Origin of the sequence: Pseudoalteromonas sp. MMG007 (genome assembly GCF_018100985.1) — a bacterium.
GTDB lineage: Bacteria > Pseudomonadota > Gammaproteobacteria > Enterobacterales > Alteromonadaceae > Pseudoalteromonas.
The window spans coordinates 574,187-592,575 of sequence record NZ_JAGJEI010000001.1; the positions used below are offsets into that span (position 1 = coordinate 574,187).

At 40.4% G+C, this 18,389-nt stretch carries 18 protein-coding genes; 15 read left to right on the forward strand and 3 right to left on the reverse strand.

What is annotated here, in order from left to right; all coding sequences use genetic code 11:
* Positions 1–284: 284 nt before the first annotated feature.
* The 3 genes from J8L71_RS02720 to flgA form a co-directional block, all read right to left on the reverse strand.
* Positions 285–716, reverse strand: coding sequence for a flagellar protein FlgN (locus tag J8L71_RS02720; RefSeq protein WP_210999156.1), 432 nt, complete (start codon positions 714–716; stop codon positions 285–287).
* Positions 709–1,029 (reverse strand): flagellar biosynthesis anti-sigma factor FlgM, encoded by a 321-nt coding sequence (flgM, locus tag J8L71_RS02725; RefSeq protein WP_210999157.1) that lies wholly within the window; start codon positions 1,027–1,029, stop codon positions 709–711. Before flgM ends, J8L71_RS02720 begins: the two co-directional genes overlap by 8 nt.
* A 76-nt stretch (positions 1,030–1,105) precedes the next feature.
* Entirely contained in the window at positions 1,106–1,813 is a 708-nt protein-coding gene (gene flgA, locus J8L71_RS02730) for a flagellar basal body P-ring formation chaperone FlgA (protein WP_210999158.1), read from the reverse strand.
* A 140-nt stretch (positions 1,814–1,953) separates the two neighbouring features.
* On the opposite strand from flgA, the gene J8L71_RS02735 reads away from it, so the two are divergent.
* The 15 genes from J8L71_RS02735 to J8L71_RS18595 all read left to right on the forward strand — a co-directional run bounded on the left by J8L71_RS02735 (position 1,954) and on the right by J8L71_RS18595 (position 18,300).
* Positions 1,954–2,889, forward strand: a complete 936-nt coding sequence (locus tag J8L71_RS02735) for a chemotaxis protein CheV (RefSeq protein ID WP_210999159.1) — start codon at positions 1,954–1,956, stop codon at positions 2,887–2,889.
* Positions 2,890–2,906: 17 nt separating this feature from the next.
* Positions 2,907–3,737, forward strand: a complete 831-nt coding sequence (locus J8L71_RS02740) for a protein-glutamate O-methyltransferase CheR (protein WP_210999160.1) — start codon at positions 2,907–2,909, stop codon at positions 3,735–3,737.
* A 144-nt stretch (positions 3,738–3,881) separates the two neighbouring features.
* Complete coding sequence (flgB, locus tag J8L71_RS02745; RefSeq protein ID WP_210999161.1) at positions 3,882–4,289, forward strand: flagellar basal body rod protein FlgB; 408 nt, start codon at positions 3,882–3,884, stop codon at positions 4,287–4,289.
* 5 nt (positions 4,290–4,294) lie between these two features.
* Positions 4,295–4,726, forward strand: a complete 432-nt coding sequence (flgC, locus tag J8L71_RS02750) for a flagellar basal body rod protein FlgC (protein ID WP_058548577.1) — start codon at positions 4,295–4,297, stop codon at positions 4,724–4,726.
* A gap of 13 nt (positions 4,727–4,739) precedes the next feature.
* Positions 4,740–5,420, forward strand: a complete 681-nt coding sequence (locus tag J8L71_RS02755; RefSeq protein ID WP_210999162.1) for a flagellar hook assembly protein FlgD — start codon at positions 4,740–4,742, stop codon at positions 5,418–5,420.
* Between the two features lie 59 nt (positions 5,421–5,479).
* Entirely contained in the window at positions 5,480–6,847 is a 1,368-nt protein-coding gene (gene flgE, locus J8L71_RS02760; RefSeq protein ID WP_210999163.1) for a flagellar hook protein FlgE, read from the forward strand.
* A gap of 143 nt (positions 6,848–6,990) precedes the next feature.
* Positions 6,991–7,734, forward strand: a complete 744-nt coding sequence (gene flgF, locus J8L71_RS02765; protein WP_210999164.1) for a flagellar basal-body rod protein FlgF — start codon at positions 6,991–6,993, stop codon at positions 7,732–7,734.
* Positions 7,735–7,755: 21 nt separating this feature from the next.
* Positions 7,756–8,544, forward strand: coding sequence for a flagellar basal-body rod protein FlgG (flgG, locus tag J8L71_RS02770; protein ID WP_210999165.1), 789 nt, complete (start codon positions 7,756–7,758; stop codon positions 8,542–8,544).
* Between the two features lie 17 nt (positions 8,545–8,561).
* The gene (flgH, locus tag J8L71_RS02775) at positions 8,562–9,245 is read left to right on the forward strand and encodes a flagellar basal body L-ring protein FlgH (protein WP_210999166.1); all 684 of its coding nucleotides are present in this window, start codon (positions 8,562–8,564) and stop codon (positions 9,243–9,245) included.
* Between the two features lie 11 nt (positions 9,246–9,256).
* On the forward strand, positions 9,257–10,351 hold the full coding sequence (locus J8L71_RS02780) for a flagellar basal body P-ring protein FlgI (RefSeq protein ID WP_210999167.1): 1,095 nt from the start codon (positions 9,257–9,259) through the stop codon (positions 10,349–10,351).
* A gap of 134 nt (positions 10,352–10,485) precedes the next feature.
* A complete protein-coding gene (gene flgJ, locus J8L71_RS02785; protein ID WP_210999168.1) occupies positions 10,486–11,478 on the forward strand; it encodes a flagellar assembly peptidoglycan hydrolase FlgJ in 993 nt (330 codons plus the stop codon).
* 1 nt (position 11,479) lies between these two features.
* A complete protein-coding gene (gene flgK / locus J8L71_RS02790) occupies positions 11,480–13,489 on the forward strand; it encodes a flagellar hook-associated protein FlgK (protein ID WP_210999169.1) in 2,010 nt (669 codons plus the stop codon).
* Between the two features lie 2 nt (positions 13,490–13,491).
* On the forward strand, positions 13,492–14,745 hold the full coding sequence (flgL, locus tag J8L71_RS02795; protein ID WP_210999170.1) for a flagellar hook-associated protein FlgL: 1,254 nt from the start codon (positions 13,492–13,494) through the stop codon (positions 14,743–14,745).
* Positions 14,746–15,009: 264 nt separating this feature from the next.
* Positions 15,010–16,512 carry a flagellin gene (locus J8L71_RS02800; protein WP_210999171.1) on the forward strand — a complete coding sequence of 501 codons (1,503 nt, stop codon included), beginning with the start codon at positions 15,010–15,012 and terminating at the stop codon, positions 16,510–16,512.
* A 306-nt stretch (positions 16,513–16,818) separates the two neighbouring features.
* Entirely contained in the window at positions 16,819–18,300 is a 1,482-nt protein-coding gene (locus J8L71_RS18595; protein WP_282098365.1) for a flagellin, read from the forward strand.
* Positions 18,301–18,389: the final 89 nt, after the last annotated feature.

The window sequence follows — 18,389 nt, forward strand, 5'->3', positions numbered from 1 at the left end:
GATCTGCGCTGATGTGAAGACGAGCTCCTCTAATGTAAAAGTTCAACTCCTCAGGTTGTCACGTTTAGCACGTGCTTTGCGCGCTTAAAAGCCTTGCGACGGCTAAGATAACGCTCAATATTAAACGGGTTTTTAAACGGTTTTAGGCACACTGTGTTGCTTAATTACTTTAGCTAAAAGTGTGTGTTTATAAACTTAAGAAAAATTGAAACTTATAAGAATTGTATAGTGAATTTAGAGAAAATAACGTTGAAGGCAATAGCGCGTTTAGCTGCCAAATTAGCTTAGGCTTTTAAGTTACGTACTAGTTTACTGTCTGTGTTAACTACACTGCCGCCTTGGTCGTAAGTCATACTAGTTGGGGCGCCAATTAAAATTTCTTTAAGCTGTTTAACACTCAAGTGAGCTTGACGTGCTGCGTGTGCATTAACTTTATTGAGCTTCTGACATTGGGCTAGTTGTGATTTAACTGAAGAGACAAGCTCATTCACTTCTGCTGAGTTTTTATCATTAGCTATAAAAAGTTTATTTAACTCTTTGTCGAGTTTCGTAAGCTTAGCTAGAAAAGGCATTTTTTGTTGGGCAAGTTCTTTTAAGCCATCGCCTCGTCGAGAGGAAATAACTATAAGCTCTTCATTTAGTAGCGTGTCTAATGATTCTAAGCAATTTATTTGCTCATTTAGCTTTACGAAAATTAAACCATTATGATCAGCCATAGACATTAAACTCAAAGTCAGCTAGATTTTTTGTCAGCTTTTCAGCATCGATTTGGTATTTTCCTTCAGTAATTGCTTTTTTAAGCTCAGCCACTTTATCACTGTCAAAACCTGGCGATTGTTGCGCTTTGTCTTGCAATGTTTTTAATTGTTGCGCTTGTGGCGTTAAGCTTACTGAATCACTCGCAGCCTTTGGTGATTGCGATTGTGCAGCTTGAGTGTTTGCATTATCTTTTTTTAAATCAACCTGTTGCTGCTTTGCGTTTGAAAGTGCATTTGCTTGTTGATTACTACCATTAACTTGACTGACCATAATAATAAACCCGTATATTACCCAACTAATGCCTAGCTATCGGCATATTCGTAGGATACTTTAGTATAAATCTAAATTAAATGTTTACTTGAACAGACTCTACACCATCTACTCGCGCATTTAAAATTTTACCTGATTTTTTGTTCTTAATCTGGACTTGCTCACCTAAGGTTCCATCTTCAAGGGCTATCCCCGATGTTTTTATTTGAAGCCCCCTAAGGTTTGCGTAAATATTAACAGAATCTCCCTTACATACCATGCAAATTTGATTAAGTAGCACTGGCATACCGCTTCTAATGTTGCGCTTACTTCTACTACCAACCAAAATAGTTGGGTCATCTAAGTATTGAACTCTTACAAAGTGAGATGGTTTCATTTGTATACTCAAATGTGACTTAGTAATTACTTCGCCACGCGCTAGATTTGCGTTTGCAACTACAACTGGAGCCATTTCAACAACTCTTACATGAACATATTGCGCCCAAGGTTGTTCATCTTCACATTTAGCTTGGATAGTTACCTGTCTATTAAATGGCGGCTCGCTAGTAGACGTTAACTGAAGATGGGATTTGCATACACGATCAGGTATGCGGCTATCAAGAGGAAGGGCGCTTAGCTGAGTTTTGCTGGTATCAGTTCTATCGACCTGCTTTGCTATATAATTAACGGCCATCTCTTGCAGTAAATCTTTGCTAAACACTTTTGCATGCAGAGGTATTGCCAAGCAGAGGCTGGCAACAAAATAAAAAACACTGTATCTTCTGACTTTTTTTAACAAACTCATAATGTTTCGACTATGCTTATGGTTTAAAACAGGGTATAAATATTTTGCGTCAAAACTTAGACGCTCCCGCGATGTTATGTAGCTTTATTATCAGAAAGCAATTATCGTTCCGGATTTTTTGTTTTCTTTAGGAGATTTGAATGGCAGGCATTTTAGACTCAGTAAACCAACGCACACAGTTGGTTGGGCAGAACCGCCTAGAATTACTTTTATTTAAGCTCAGAGGGCGTCAGCGTTTTGGTATTAACGTGTTTAAAGTAAGAGAGGTACTACAATGCCCGCCTCTTACTAGTATGCCTAAATCAAATGCGTACATTCGTGGTGTTGCGCATATACGTGGCCAAACTATCTCAGTTATAGATTTATCGATGGCTGTAGGTGGGCGTCCAATAGAAAACATTAAAGACAGTTTTATTATCATTGCTGAATATAATCGCTCTGTTCAAGGGTTTTTAGTAGGTGGTGTAGAGCGAATAGTAAATATGAACTGGGAAAAAATAATGCCGCCTCCATCAGGTGCTGGCAGATATTCATATTTAACCGCTGTGACCGAAATCGAAAATGAATTAGTAGAAATTCTCGACGTAGAAAAAATTCTTAACGAAATTTGCCCAGTGAATACAGAAGTAAGTGCTGAGGTTGCTGCCGGTGGCGATATTCAAAAAGATTTAGGTGAGCGTATCGTATTTATTGCCGATGATTCGGCTGTAGCGCGTAACCAAGTAAAAAGAGCACTTGAGCCATTGGGTGTGCAGACCGAGCTTGCTAAAAATGGTAAAGAAGCATTAATACGACTAAAAGAAATAGCTGAGCTTGATTGTACAAATGATATTACAGAGCGCGTAGGTTTATTGATATCAGATGTTGAAATGCCTGAAATGGACGGCTATACATTAACTGCTGAAATAAAAGCAGATCCAAAACTAGCACCGTTGCATGTTATTTTACATACATCTTTAAGTGGTGTTTTTAACCAAGCGATGATTGAAAAAGTAGGCGCAGATGATTTTATTGCTAAGTTTAACCCTGATGAGTTAGCAACAGCGGTTAAAAAATGGGTTCACAGTGACGAATAATTATAGGTGTTATTAATTTGAATAATAAAGATTTGCAGCAAAGTGAATACGATCAGTTCCGTTCGTTTTTAGAGCAGCAATGCGGTATTGTTTTAGGTGAAAATAAGCAATATTTAGTTAAAAGCCGACTTGCCCCATTAATGGCTCGATTTAATGTGGAATCTTTATCGCAACTAGTCAGTAAAACACTTGGGCCGCATGAGCGGCAATTAAGAGCCGCAGTTGTTGATGCGATGACCACAAATGAAACGCTATGGTTTAGAGATCAATATCCCTTTGAGCTTTTACAAAATAGGTTGTTTCCTGAATTTAAAGAACTTAAAAGGCCATTAAAAATTTGGTCGGCTGCAAGCTCGTCAGGACAAGAGCCATACTCTATTGCTATGTCTGTTGCAGAGTTTCAGGCAAAGCATCCAAGCGTGCTTCGTATGGGGGCACAAATTACCGGGACTGATATATCCAATACCATGCTCGATATGTGTAAAAATGCAGAGTATGATTCTCTTGCGCTTGCAAGAGGTTTGTCTGCTGATCGGCGCAAAAAATTCTTTAAAGATAGCGGCAATGGTATGGCACAGGTTAACGATGCTGTGAGAAAGCAGGTTAACTTTAGGCATTTAAACTTACTTGACTCTTATGCGCTTATGGGGAAATTTGATATAATTTTTTGTCGAAATGTACTCATTTACTTTTCACCCGAAGTTAAAGCAAAAATTATTAGTCAATTTGCTCAAGCTTTAAATCCCAAAGGGTATCTATTTTTAGGTGCATCGGAGTCGATGACTGGCTTAAGTGATGAGTTTGATATGGTACGTTGCAACCCTGGCATCATCTACCAAAAGAAATAATTATGTAACCTTCCTCCTTAATAACGGCGCTAAATGCGTCGTTTTTTCTTTCTAAACATGCTCTTATAAAAATCGACCAACCTCTAATATTAATGGCTTACTTTTTGCTTTAAGCATAGATAAGTCAATTTTTTGGAGAAGGTTATGGCGATCAGTTTTGATAAAGCATTAGGTGTGCACCCGCAAGCCATGTTGATCCGTTCACAGCGAGCAGAGTTAATTGCTACTAATATAGCGAATGCTGATACGCCTGGCTATAAAGCAAAAGATATCGACTTTGCCTCAGCATTAAAAGCGGCAAGGTCAACCCAGCAAAGCGGCAATTCAATGGTTACTACAGATGCAAATCATATTGCCGGTGGGACTCGAAGTGTAGGTGGTTCTGAATTATTTCGTATGCCAAATCAAACAGATACAGGTGATGGTAACTCAGTGGATATACAGGTGGAACGAAACTTGTATACACAGAATGCGATGGAGTATCAGGCCAGCTTGCAATTTTTAAGCGGCAGATTTAAAGGTCTGAACAAAGCCCTCGGTAGTCAAGGATAAAAATTATGAGTTTATATAATGTATTTGATATTTCAGCTAGTGGTATGAGCGCACAAAATGTTCGCTTAAATACAACCGCAAGTAATATCTCTAATGCTAATACGATTAGTTCATCTCAAGACCAAACTTACCGAGCGCGCCAGCCTGTATTTGCAGCAGAACTGACTAAAGCGTCAGCATCAGCGAGTAATCCTCAGGGCTCCGCTGTTGGTGTTAAAGTTTTGGGAATTGTTGAAAGTGACAAGCCATTACAGATTGAATATAACCCAAATCACCCGAGCGCGGATGAAAACGGCTATATCTATAAACCCAACGTTAATGTTGTTGAGGAGATGGCAAATATGATCTCAGCCTCTCGCTCTTATCAAACAAACGTGCAAGTTGCAGATGCAGCTAAGCAAATGTTAAGCAAAACGCTGTTACTTGGGCAGCGATAACCGAGGGTAGGTTATGAGTAACGATATTAGTACCAGTTCATCCTATTTGGACTCTATTACTTGGCAAGACACCCAAGTAGCAACAGCTGATGAGGAAAGTGACGCGTTAACGCAAGAAGACTTTTTCTCTTTGTTAACTCAGCAATTATCGTATCAAGATCCCAGTAACCCTGCGGATAATGATCAAATGATTGCACAAATGACTAATTTTACGATGGCGCAAGGTATCACAGATTTAAACACAAACTTTGAATCTTTAGCTTCATCAATGACCTCAAACTCTGCTTTGCAAGCCTCAACACTTGTAGGTAAGCAAGCGCTGTTAGAATCTAATTCTTTAGATTTAAATGAAACAGGTGATGCTAAAGGGTCAGCAGTTGCGGAAGAAGCTGTAGATAATTTAAAAATTAAAGTTACTGATGCTTCAGGTCAATTAGTTAAAACAATTGATATGGGCTCTCAGCCTGCTGGAGCGGTTCGCTTCACTTGGGATGGTACAAACGAAAACGGTGAACGATTACCTGAAGGTGAATACACGGTATCAGCTGAAGGAAGTACTGACGGTGAGTTTTCAAGCCTACCAATAGCGACATTTAAGAACATTGAAAGCGTTAATATAAATGGTTCAAGCGGCATTATTATTAACACTAAAGAAGGCGCGGTTAGACTGACAGACGTAGCAGAAATCGCATAGTAAATTTTAGTATTTTTTGCCTGCCAGCAGGCCACATATTTAAAGGTTAGAGGTGAATTATGAGCTTCAATATTGCATTAACCGGCCTTGCTGCCGCGCAAAAAGATTTAGACGTAACGGCAAACAACATTGCAAACGTTAATACTACAGGCTTTAAAGAGTCACGTGCTGAGTTTGCTGATGTATATGCATCATCGGTATTTAGCGCTGGTAAAACTAAAAATGGTGACGGTGTTCAAACCACCATGGTTGCACAGCAGTTTCATCAAGGGTCGCTACAGTTTACTAATAACTCGCTAGATTTAGCGATTACTGGTGAAGGTTATTTTGCAATGACTGATGATATTTCATCACAAGATTTAACCTACACGCGTGCCGGGGCCTTTAAGCTTAATCAAGATAATTTTATGGTTGACGCTAGCGGTAACTTTTTACAAGCGTTCCCTGTCGATTCATCTACCGGTGATACAACATCAGTTAGTTTGAGCACCACAGACCCAGTTCAAATACCAGACTCGTCGGGTTCACCTCGTGCAACTGAAAATGTATTTCTATCGTTTAATTTAGATGCAACCGCAGATGCAACAGGTCTAGATTTTGACCCAACTTCAAATGGTACTTACAATTCATCTACCTCAACCACGGTATATGACTCGTTAGGAGAACCGCACATCCTACAGTATTTTTTTGCTAAAGAAGAAGATGCTGCTTCTGGTGGCTCAGACAACAGCTGGGAAGTATATGCTACTCTTGATGGTAAAGTAATTGATCCTACAACGGGAGCTGAGCAAACTACAACGCCTTACTCACCAATAACAACGTTAGGGTTTAATTCAAGCGGTTTGCCAGCAACAACGGATGGTATTGCAAACACGAACTTAACAACATTTGATGAAGTTACTTTAGAAAATGCTGCCGGTGGATTATCTTCAATGCTTGATAATGGTGCTACTTTTCCTGATACTGGCATAGAAATTAACTGGCGAGATGAAAATAATACTTCAGGTCGTATTCCTACTCAGTATTCAAGTGGTTTCGAAGTTAAAGCACTTGATCAAGACGGTTCGACCGTAGGGCGTTTAGCTGGGGTAGATATTGGTACTGATGGTAAACTGGTTGCTTCATACAGTAATGGTGATTCAACTTACCTTGGACAAGTAGCTATGGTTCGCTTTCCTAATTCACAAGGCTTATCGCAAGTAGGTGATACCAGCTGGAAACAAAGTATTAACTCGGGTGAGCCTGTTGCAGGTGAGGCGGGATCAGGTACTTTTGGTAGTATCAACTCCTCAGCACTTGAGCAATCAAATACAAATTTGACAAACGAGCTTGTAGATTTAATTACAGCCCAACGAAATTACCAGGCAAACTCGCGTGCACTTGAAGTTAACTCAACAATCCAGCAAAGCATCTTGCAGATTCGATAAGTTAAATTTAATGCTAAAAAAGGCTGCATTTTGCAGCCTTTTTACTATGTCCTATATGAAATCCTTCCATAACACTGTGTCAATTTTAATCTGGCATCTATTTTGCATTTATCAATTCAGAGATTTTTATGTGAGTCGATACTATGGACAAAATGGTCTACATTGCTGCCTCTGGCGCTAAGCAAAGCCTTCAAGGGCTTGCGCTTAAAGCCAATAATTTGGCAAATGCAAACACAACCGGTTTTAAAGCTGACTTTGCTCAAGCACGTTCCATGCAAGCGTTTGGCGAAGGTTTACCGACACGTGTATTTTCAATGCAAGAGCGCCCAGGCTCAAACATGGTATCGGGTGGCATAATACAAACTGGACGTGATTTAGATATTGCAATGAGCGATAACGCTTGGCTTGCGGTACAAGATGAATCAGGCAATGAGGCTTACACGAAAGTTGGTACGCTTAATATCACAGCTCAGGGTATGTTGGTGACCAGTGGTGGCCGTCAAGTTATTGGCGAAGGCGGGCCTGTTATTTTGCCTGTGCCGGTTGAAAAAATTGGTTTTAGTGAAGATGGTGCCATTCAGGTTCGTCCACAGGGTGCTCCTGCTAACTTTTTAGAAGAAGTAGACACATTGAGGGTTGTAGAAGCTAACAGCTCACAACTTGAAAAAGGTAACGATGGTTTATTTAGGCCGGTGCCTGGAGAGGCTGTAGATACATCAGCAAATGTAAAAGTATTAAGTGGCTCGCTTGAGATGTCTAATGTGAACCCAGTTCACGAAATGGTCGACATGATAAGCCACCAGCGTCAATTTGAATTACAGGTAAAACTAATGAAAACAGCTGAGGAAATTGACGAACGTCAAGACCAGCTGATGCGCATAGTTTAACTTTAAAGTGAGGGCATAATTATGAATCCAGCATTGTGGATCAGTAAAACAGGGCTAGACGCTCAACAAACCGATATATCGGTTATTTCAAATAACTTAGCGAATGCTAGCACTGTAGGTTACAAAAAAAGCCGCGCTATATTTGAGGATTTACTCTATCAAAATATTAACCAGCCAGGTGGTCGTTCGTCGCAAGATACCGAAATGCCATCAGGTTTAATGTTAGGTGCGGGTGCTAAGGTGGTTGCTAACCAAAAAGAGTTTACTCAAGGTAACATGTTAACCACCGAGAACTCTTTAGATTGGATGATTTCAGGTGAGGGCTTTTTCGAAGTACTTCAGCCAGATGGCAATATTGCTTATTCACGTAATGGGCAGTTTACAACTGATGGCGATGGTCGAATTGTAACCTCTGGAGCAGGCTATGTAGTTCAGCCCGAAATGAATGTACCGGATGATGCGCAATCAATAACCGTTTCACAAGATGGTGAAGTGTCGGTACGTGTTGCAGGTCAAGCCGATAACGTAGTTATTGGGCAGTTAACTATTAGTGACTTTATTAATCCATCAGGCCTTGAACCAATTGGGCAAAACCTTTACACCGAGACTGCTGTTAGCGGTGCACCGGTGCAAGGTAACCCGGGAGTTGAAGGGCTTGGAAGTATTATTCAAGGTTCACTCGAAACATCAAACGTGAATGTAACCGAAGAGCTGGTAAACCTAATCGAAACACAGCGTATTTACGAGATGAACTCAAAGGTTATCTCGGCCGTTGACGAAATGATGAGTTACATTAATCAACAGCTTTAAAGAGTAAGGGGACTTTTATGCGTAAAATTTTATTTATTTCAGCAGGTGCTTTATTTTTAAGTGGTTGTATGTCTACGCAAAATAGTGAAGTAGTACAAGACGATCCGTACTATGCACCTATGTACCCTGAGCCCGTTGTAGAGCCCCTGGTAGCAACTGGGTCTTTGTTTAATACTCATACTTCTAATGATTTATATTCAGACAAAAAAGCACTGCGCACTGGCGATATAATTACCGTTAAGCTTGAAGAGTCTACCCAAGCGACTAAAGCTGCTAAAACAGAAACAGATAAAGAAACAGAGTCAAGCCTCGACCCTGTTATTGGCTTAGGTGGTTTGCCTGTAAATATTGGTGGTGACAGTATTCAGTTTGGTATTGGCAGCGATTCATCGTTTACAGGTGATTCTAAATCAAACCAATCTAACAGTTTAGTCGGCGATATTTCGGTAAATGTTATGCGTGTTTTACCAAATGGTAATTTAGTTATTCGCGGTGAAAAATGGCTAACGTTAAATACCGGTGAAGAATTTATTAGGCTCGAAGGCTTAGTTCGCCCGCAGGATGTAAGTGCCGATAACACAGTAGAATCAAACCGTATAGCAAATGCTCGTATTCAGTATTCGGGTAAAGGTCAAACACAAGAATCGCAAAGTCCAGGTTGGCTTACACGTTTCTTTAGCAGTTCGCTGTTTCCATTTTAGAGGGTAGCAACATGAAGAGCCTAAAAGCTTTATGTTTAGTTGTATTACTAAGTGTGCAATTTACAGCCAGTGCCGAACGCATTAAAGACGTGTCTATGGTTGAAGGCGTAAGGTCTAACCAATTAGTTGGTTATGGCTTAGTGGTCGGCCTACCTGGTACTGGAGAGCAAAACTCTTATACGCAACAAAGTTTTAGAGGCATGCTAAATAGCTTTGGTATTACGCTTCCTTCTACGCAAAGCCCTAAAATTAAAAATGTAGCCGCAGTCGCTGTTCATGCCGAGTTACCTGCTTTTAGAAAGCCAGGCCAAACAATAGACATCACTGTATCGTCTATTGGTAGTGCTGGCAGTTTACGTGGTGGTACGTTGCTGCAAACCTTTTTAAAAGGGGTAGATGGCAATGTATACGCAATTGCACAAGGTAGTCTAATTGTAGGTGGTTTAGGTGCTCAAGGGCTTGATGGCAGTAGAGTTGTTATTAATACACCCACCGTTGGCAGAGTGCCAAATGGGGCAACAGTTGAGCGAGCAGTAGAAAGCCCATTTATGCAAGGTGATTACATTACTTTTAATTTAAATCGCCCAGACTTTACAACCGCTAAACGTTTAGAAAAAACAATTAATGATTTAGTTGGCCCTAATAGCGCACAAGCAATTGATGCTGCTTCTATCAGGGTTTTAGCGCCACGGGATGCTTCGCAGCGTGTATCTTACTTATCTACGCTTGAAAACCTTGAGTTTAAACCTGCTGATACTGCTGCAAAAATCATTGTTAATTCGCGAACAGGTACCATTGTTATTGGTAAAAACGTAAAGCTTCAGCCCGCGGCAATTACGCATGGTGGCCTTACGGTTACAATCGCTGAGCAGCAAAATGTTTCGCAGCCCAACCCATTGGCGCAAGGTGATACAGTCGTCACACAGCAAAGTATTATTGATGTTAATCAAGATGATTCTCGTGCATTTGTCTTTAACCCTGGCGTTAGTCTTGACGATTTAGTACGTGCAATAAACGAAGTAGGTGCAGCGCCTGGTGATTTAATGGCTATTTTGGAAGCCCTCAAAGAAGCGGGAGCCATTAACGGTCAGCTTGTTGTTATTTGATCAGTTATAAATTATTAATCCTTCCAAATAAAGCTTAAGTATACAAAAGTGTCTTAAGCTTTTTTATTACCTATCTTTTTTGGCTCAATTTTTGCATTTCTTAAAGCATTATTCATTTTTGTGTCAAAAAGCTGATGGAAACAAATCGCCTCGATAAGCAAAACTTTTTTGATTTAAGTAATTTAAATACATTACGTCAAGACGCTTTAAACAGCGGTGATGCATCAACTGATGCTTCTAAAGCTGCGCTTAAAAAAGCGGCTGCACAATTTGAAGCTATTTTTACGCAAATGCTACTAAAAGGTATGCGTAAAGCAAATGAAGCGTTTGAAGATAAAGACAGCCCTTTTAATTCAAGCGGTGTAAAGTTTTTTGAAGAGATGCACGATCAACAACTTTCCTCGGAGCTGTCATCAAATGGCTCGCTTGGGTTGGCAGATTTAATAGTTCAGCAACTTTCGCCTGAAGCAGATAACTATATGCCTGGTTCCGTACTTAGAACTACAAATGATTTCTTTAGTGATAAGCGTGCGGGGTCAACACTTGTACATGAAAAAAACGAGCAACAAACAACCACTATTGATAGCACTCAAACCAACATTAATGAGCCTAAATCAAGTAGCACTAATTTTGAAACAGCAGAGCAATTTGTAAGTTCTGTGTGGGAACACGCTAAAACTGCGGCGCAAAAAATTGGTTTAAACCCGGCTGTAATGGTAGCTCAGGCCGCTCTTGAAACGGGTTGGGGTAAGCACATAATCAGTAAAAGTGATGGTGGCAGTTCAAATAACTTATTTAATATTAAGTCAGATAAAAGCTGGGAAGGCGACAAAGCAAGTAAAGTAACACTTGAGTTTGAGCAAGGTACCGCTGTTAAAAAACAAGCGAGCTTTAGAGCCTACGATTCTATTAAAGATAGCGTAAACGACTTTGTTGATTTTTTAACGCAAAACCCACGTTACGAAGAAGCACTAAAAAATACCGCAAAGCCAAATGAATTTTTAGATTCACTGCAAAAAGCAGGCTACGCAACCGATCCTAACTACGCAAGTAAAATAAAAAAAGTGCTAAATAGCAGCGAGCTTAAAAATATTGCAACAAGCGCGTTTGCCCAAGGAGTGAAGTAATATGTCGTTTAGTTTATTAAATATTGCCAGTGCAGGGGTTCGTTCAAGCTCTGAACTATTGCAAACGACCAGTAAAAATATCACCAATGTAAATACTGAAGGCTACGTACGTGAGCGTACTGAATTTACAACTATGGTTGATAACCAAGTAGGGCGGGGCGAAACATATAGGCTTTTAAACGAGTTTGCCCAATCGCAGTTAAACCGCGACACCTCCAATAAATCATTTTTCGATCAGTTTGTTACAGAAGCAAATCGAGTCGATACTATTTTTTCTGAAGAGTCGAATAACTTATCAACGGGCATCAACTCGCTATTTAACAACGTGCAAGAGGCGCTAAACCAGCCCTCTTCGTCGGTTGCTCGCTCATTGGTAATGACCGATGCGCAAAGCCTAGTTGATCAAATGGATAGACTTTCTGGCATTGTGCTTGAGCAGCAAAGCATAGTGAACGAACAGCTTGAGATCTTCTCGGAAGAGGCTAATTCATTAATCCAAAATATTAATACCTTGAACCAAGAAATAGCGGTAGTAAACGGAACAAATAACGTATCCGATGCAAGTTCTATTTACAATCAGCGAGATTTAGCCATTCGTGAACTATCAGAGCTCGTTGATATAGAAACACTCGATGGCCCTAATGGCGAAAAACTTGTATTTATGGGTACAGGCGAATCTTTAGTTATGGAAAACGGTACTTTTAACTTGTTTTCACTGTCGGGCGACCCGGATCCTAATTTTAAAGAACTCACACTTGATGTAAATGGCGGCAAAGCTGTGCCGCTTGAAATAGATGCAAGCAAACTTAAGGGAAAAATTGGTGGCTTATTGGCGTTTAGAGACGACATACTTGTACCGGCACAAAACCAAATAGGCCAAATGGGGTTGGCAATTGCTGATGCGTTTAACGAACAAAATAAACTCGGTATGGATGCAAACGGTGATCTAGGCGGTGATATATTTAATATACCTACCGTTGGCGCTTATGCATATAAAGCTAATAGCGGTGGTGTTACTAATATGACAGCCACAGTAGAGTCCGGTAAAGGGAGTGAATTACCGGCAAGTGATTTTATTATTACCTACACCGCTAATGCTGATGAAGTAAGTATTCAACCTATAGATAATAAAGGTGAGCCTGTAGGTAGCGCGTCTTTAGCGACTATACCGGCATCAGGTATCATAGACTCAGACGACATTACTAGCGGTGAATCATTTGGGCTGCAAATTAACGTTTCAGGAAGTGGCGTTGAAGGCGATCAATTTCAAATTAAATTAAATTCAGAAGCCGCGACCCTCATTACACTTGCTACAAGCAGAGGTGAAGACCTAGCGCTTGCTTCACCAATTCGTACAGCAAACAGTATAGACAATACAAGTACAGCAACTATTTCAGCAGGAGAGGTAACAAGTGTTACCTCAGGTGGTTTTACTTCGGCGCCGGGATTAACAAACGGTGATATAACCTTAGTTAAAACTGGTACTGCAAACGAATACCAAATTACAGATGCAAGTGGTACTTCAACATTTACCATAACACCTCCTGCGGAAGGCATGCTGGCACAAGCTGGAGCACCTTTTGATAGCTACGGCTTTGACTTTGACATTGAAGGTACCCCAGCCACTGGAGATACGTTTACTCTTGAATTTAATGAAGGCGGTTTTGATGATAACCGTAATGGTTTGAAACTAGCTGATTTACAAAATGGTGAATTAGTGCGTAAAAATGTAGTAACTACGGCCACTGCCGACAATCACGACACATTTAATCAAGCTTACTCAGGCTTGGTGAGCGATATTGGCGTAGTAACCGGCCAAGCTATTACCAGTGCAAGCGCATTTGACGCGTTAGCTCAGCAATCAGAAGCGTGGTATGAATCGCTTTCCGGTGTAAACCTAGATGAAGAGGCTGCTAATTTACTGCGTTTTCAGCAATCATACTCAGCATCAGCGCAAGTATTGGCTGCAGCTCAAGAAATTTTTGACACCTTATTAAGTGCGGCGAGGTAATCATGCGTTTATCAAATAACTTAATGTACCAAAACAACATAAATAAAATACTCGACAGCCAACAAAGCGTTGCCAATGCACAAGAGCAAGTAAATACTGGTGAGAAGTATTTAACTACTTCAGAAGCTCCTGCCGCTATTTCACAAGGGATGCTCTATTCAAATAAAATACAAACAAACGAGCAATATACAAAGAATATTGCTCAGCTAAGTGGACGCCTCGAAACAGAGGAAACCATATTGCAAAGTATAAATACCAATATTCAGCAAGCGCAAGAACTCACTATTCAAGCCGGTAATGGTGCTTATACTCAAGATGATTTAGAGTCCATTGCTGCAGAACTCAGTGAAATACAAAAAACGCTTGTTAACTTAATGAACACGCGCTCAGAAGACGGCAAGTTTATTTTTTCAGGCTATCAAGATAGCACTCAACCATACCAGTTTGATTCAACAGCGGGTGAATATACTTATAATGGGGATCAAGGTCAGCATGCAATTACAATTGCTGAAGGTGTAAGCATTAAATCGAGCGATAATGGCTTTGATACATTTGAGAAAACTGATGCGCGTTTAAATGTGGAATCTAATACGGCAAGTGTTTCTGGTTCTATTACAGCTGCTAGCGTTTACGTTGACGGGCAAACTGAGTTTGATAACTTCCATCAAGCAAATTACAACGCAGATCCAACGGCTTCTGCAACTGCAAATACGTATAGTGTACTTGTAAGCCCTGGGGCTACGGCTGACGATCCCCAAACTTACGAAATATATAGAGATGGTGCTCCACTAACACCAACAGTAACGGGTGAGGTTACAGATGAGCCAATCGATTTTGCAGGTATGAAGATTGAATTTGAAGGTACAGCACCTGGCCAGCTTGATTTTAGCCTTGAAAAACCAGGTAAAGAAAATGTTCTCAATACATTACAATCACTTATTACAGGTTTAAATGACGGCACACTTGAAGGTGATGATTTTCAAGAAGTGTTAGCCGATGGCTTGGTTCAATTACAAAATGCCAGTGAACAAGTAGTATATACGCAAGCAAGTTTAGGTGGTCGTATGAACGCAGTTGAAAGCGTTAGCGACTCTAACCTTGCACAAGATATTCAAAATAAAAGTAACCTTTCTGATTTAGTAGAAGTAGACATGGCTGAAGCTATTAGCGAACTTACTAAGCAAGAGACCGCACTGCAAGCATCTCAAGCCACATTTGGTCGTTTGACTAACCTTTCATTGTTTGATTACTTATAAGCAGGTTATAAGCAGAAATACCTTGCCGCTTTAGCTAATACAAAGCGGCAAAAACCTCCCTCAAAATAGCGGCAATAATTTGTCACTCTTACGGAAAAACATAAAACTTACACTTTAACTTATAAAAACATAATAAAAACAGTGGTTTGAGTTTGTTTTAAAGTTGGCACAGTAAATGCTTTGTTATGGTTAAATAATTATCGAACAGTGGTTCCTGTTAAAACGTGTTGAACCACACTCTGTTTAAACCTAGGAGATGGTAAAATGGCATTAACAGTAAATACTAATGTGTCGTCACTAAACGCACAACGTAACTTATCAAAATCTGGCGAAGGCTTAGCAACCTCAATGGAACGCTTGTCATCGGGTATGCGTATTAATAGCGCTAAAGATGATGCCGCTGGCCTACAAATTTCTAACCGTTTGACCTCACAAATTAATGGCCTAGCCGTTGCTCAGCGTAATGCCAATGACGGTATTTCAATGGCGCAAACTGCAGAGGGCGCCATGCAAGAGTCAACCAATATTTTGCAGCGTATGCGTGAGCTTGCTCTGCAATCGGCAAATGGTTCGAATTCTCCTGAAGACCGCGAAGCACTCCAAAAAGAGGTTTCAGCACTTCAAGTTGAACTTACACGTATTGCTGATACGACATCATTTGGTGGTCAACAACTATTAGATGGCAGCTATGGTAGTAAAGCATTCCAAGTAGGCGCGAATGCTAATGAAACTATTAACGTATCTCTTTCAAGTGTTGCAGCCGAAAAAATAGGTTCTAATCAAACGAACTTACAGTCAGCAACAACTATAGACGGTTTTGGTCAAGTAAATGAAGTTGCTGGTACTGGAGCCGCTCTCGCTGATAGTGCTATTGCATATGGCGATTTGGTTATTTCCGGCAGAGAGGACTCTACGGTTGCTATTCCAAATGGTGCGAGTGCTGAAGAGGCTGCTGAGCTAATCAATCAAGTAACGAGTGCGACAGGGGTAGAGGCTCAAGCAAGAACAGAAGCACAACTAGATATTTCAGGCGCGGCAACTACTTCGGGTGAGTCTGTAAGCTTTGAATTAAATGGTGAAAAAGTATCGTTTGTTGCTACTGGTACAGCTACAGGCGATGAAAAAGCGATGGCTGAAGCTATTAACAGTAAAACAGACGTTCATGGTGTTACCGCAACTCTTGATAATGGTGTTTTATCTGTGTCAAACAACTCTGGTGCTGATATTGAAATTGTCGAATTTGCAGGGGGCGCAGGTTCACAATTAGATATAACTCCTCAGGGTTATAATGAAAACTCGCCTGGTGATCTTGTTACTCTCGAGACAGGCAGTGCAACTTCCGCTTCTGCAAGAATAGCAGGTGCGATACAGCTTAATTCATCAGAAACATTTGCAACAACAGCTACAACTTTTGTGGATGAAGTGGCGACAAAAGTAACAAGTTCTCTAGAGAATGCGGCTGAAATTGATATAACGAGTCAAAAAGGATCGCAAGATGCTTTATCGGTAATTGATAACGCTATCGCTAGTATAGACTCTCAGCGTGCAGGGTTGGGTGCTGTTCAAAATCGCTTTAGCCATACAATTAGTAACCTTGCAAACATCGAACAAAATGTATCTGCATCACGAAGCCGTATTCAAGATACCGATTTTGCAACAGAAACTGCTGAAATGACTAAAAACCAAATATTGCAGCAGGCGGGCACATCAATCCTTTCGCAAGCGAACCAGGTGCCACAGGCAGCAATTAGCTTGTTAGGTGGCTAGAAACGCCATTAGTACAAGTGATAATAAAAAGCACATCATGTACGATGTGCTTTTTTCGTTATTAGGGGGTAAGTAGTTCATTTTAAGTAAATGAAGCGCTTTAATAAAAAATAAAATTAATTATTTCATTTAAAATTAGTTACTTAATTCTATTTTCGAATAATTATTAAAAATAAATCAAAATAACGTTAAAGATAATATTTTTCCTGCCGTTAACTTAACCAGTACAGAGCTTGAGCATACAATTGTGACAGCTCTTGGTTAAATTTAAACAGTCACATTACGAAAGTAATCAGGAGTTTTATTATGATTTCAGTAAATACAAATGTATCTTCATTAAACGCTCAGCGTAACCTATCTCAATCAGGTTCTGACCTTGCAACGTCAATGGAGCGTTTATCATCGGGTATGCGTATCAATAGCGCAAAAGATGATGCGGCAGGCCTACAAATTTCAAACCGTTTAACATCACAAGTAAATGGTTTAGCAGTAGCACAGCGTAACGCTAACGATGGTATATCAATGGCGCAAACTGCTGAGGGTGCAATGAATGAGTCAACAAGTATTTTACAACGTATGCGTGAGCTTGCACTACAGTCAGCTAATGGTTCAAATTCTACTGAAGACCGTGAATCTCTTCAAAAAGAAGTCTCTGCACTTCAAGTTGAATTAACACGTATTGCTGAGACAACCTCATTTGGTGGTCAACAGCTTTTAGACGGCAGCTTTGGCTCTAAGTCATTCCAAATTGGTGCTAACGCCAATGAAACAATTAATGTTTCATTGTCGAGTGTAGCAGCAGAAAAAATTGGTTCTAATCAAGTAAACTTACAATCTGCAGCGGCTGATGGCTTTGGTCAGGCTGCAGCTGCAACAACTGCTTTAGCAGCTAGTGGTGTTGCTGGTGGTACATATGACATTTCTGGACGTAATGACGCTCAGGTAACTATTGCTGCTGGTGCGAGCGCTAAAGATGCTGCGGATGCTATTAATAGTGTTACAAGTTCTACGGGTGTTACGGCTCAAGCACGAACTGAAGCTGATTTGTCTCTTTCAGCTCTTGCGGGTAAAGATGAGTCAGTTAGCTTTGAGCTTAATGGTGAAAAACTATCATTTGTTGGTACCGGCACTAAAGCTGGTGATGAGCAAGCACTAGCCGAGGCTATTAACAGTGCTACTGATGATACCGGTGTTACTGCAACAATTGAAAATGGTGCTCTTTCTGTATCAAATAACAACGGCGAAGATATTACATTTGAAGGTTTAACCGACAGCAATGGTACACCATCAGTTGCACTTGACGTTACACCTGAAGGTTATGATGGCGCTGCTGGTACAGCGGTAACAATAAATGACGCAGCTGGTGCAACAAGAATATCGGGTGCTGTTCAGTTGAACTCTTCAGAGACATTTAGTGTAGACGCAAGTGATGCTTCTTTAGCGGCAGGAACAGACCCTGTAACCAGTAAATTAAATGATGTTGCAGATCTTAATATTACAAGCCAAGAAGGTTCGCAAGATGCGTTAGCAATTATTGATAATGCTATTGCAAATATTGATTCACAACGTGCGAGCTTAGGTGCGGTTCAAAACCGTTTTGACCATACTATTAGTAATTTGTCTAACATTTCTGAAAACGTATCTGCTTCACGTAGTCGTATTCAAGACACTGACTTTGCAACTGAAACTGCAGAGATGACGAAAAACCAAATCTTGCAACAAGCAGGTACGTCAATACTATCACAGGCGAATCAGTTACCACAGACAGCACTTAGCCTATTAGGTTAATAAGTTAAACTTTTAGCTTAATGGTAGCTAGCTAGTACATAAAGTCAGTATTAGTTTTAAAACAAGGAGGTGGCTTTAGCTACCTCCTT

Bases quoted from the DNA above. Each gene is read 5' to 3' on its own strand.
- J8L71_RS02720 (WP_210999156.1), bottom strand. From the start codon at position 716: ATGGCTGATCATAATGGTTTAATTTTCGTAAAGCTAAATGAGCAAATA.
- flgM (WP_210999157.1), bottom strand. From the start codon at position 1,029: ATGGTCAGTCAAGTTAATGGTAGTAATCAACAAGCAAATGCACTTTCA.
- flgA (WP_210999158.1), bottom strand. From the start codon at position 1,813: ATGAGTTTGTTAAAAAAAGTCAGAAGATACAGTGTTTTTTATTTTGTT.
- J8L71_RS02735 (WP_210999159.1), top strand. From the start codon at position 1,954: ATGGCAGGCATTTTAGACTCAGTAAACCAACGCACACAGTTGGTTGGG.
- flgB (WP_210999161.1), top strand. From the start codon at position 3,882: ATGGCGATCAGTTTTGATAAAGCATTAGGTGTGCACCCGCAAGCCATG.
- flgC (WP_058548577.1), top strand. From the start codon at position 4,295: ATGAGTTTATATAATGTATTTGATATTTCAGCTAGTGGTATGAGCGCA.
- J8L71_RS02755 (WP_210999162.1), top strand. From the start codon at position 4,740: ATGAGTAACGATATTAGTACCAGTTCATCCTATTTGGACTCTATTACT.
- flgE (WP_210999163.1), top strand. From the start codon at position 5,480: ATGAGCTTCAATATTGCATTAACCGGCCTTGCTGCCGCGCAAAAAGAT.
- flgF (WP_210999164.1), top strand. From the start codon at position 6,991: ATGGACAAAATGGTCTACATTGCTGCCTCTGGCGCTAAGCAAAGCCTT.
- flgG (WP_210999165.1), top strand. From the start codon at position 7,756: ATGAATCCAGCATTGTGGATCAGTAAAACAGGGCTAGACGCTCAACAA.
- flgH (WP_210999166.1), top strand. From the start codon at position 8,562: ATGCGTAAAATTTTATTTATTTCAGCAGGTGCTTTATTTTTAAGTGGT.
- J8L71_RS02780 (WP_210999167.1), top strand. From the start codon at position 9,257: ATGAAGAGCCTAAAAGCTTTATGTTTAGTTGTATTACTAAGTGTGCAA.
- flgJ (WP_210999168.1), top strand. From the start codon at position 10,486: ATGGAAACAAATCGCCTCGATAAGCAAAACTTTTTTGATTTAAGTAAT.
- flgK (WP_210999169.1), top strand. From the start codon at position 11,480: ATGTCGTTTAGTTTATTAAATATTGCCAGTGCAGGGGTTCGTTCAAGC.
- flgL (WP_210999170.1), top strand. From the start codon at position 13,492: ATGCGTTTATCAAATAACTTAATGTACCAAAACAACATAAATAAAATA.
- J8L71_RS02800 (WP_210999171.1), top strand. From the start codon at position 15,010: ATGGCATTAACAGTAAATACTAATGTGTCGTCACTAAACGCACAACGT.
- J8L71_RS18595 (WP_282098365.1), top strand. From the start codon at position 16,819: ATGATTTCAGTAAATACAAATGTATCTTCATTAAACGCTCAGCGTAAC.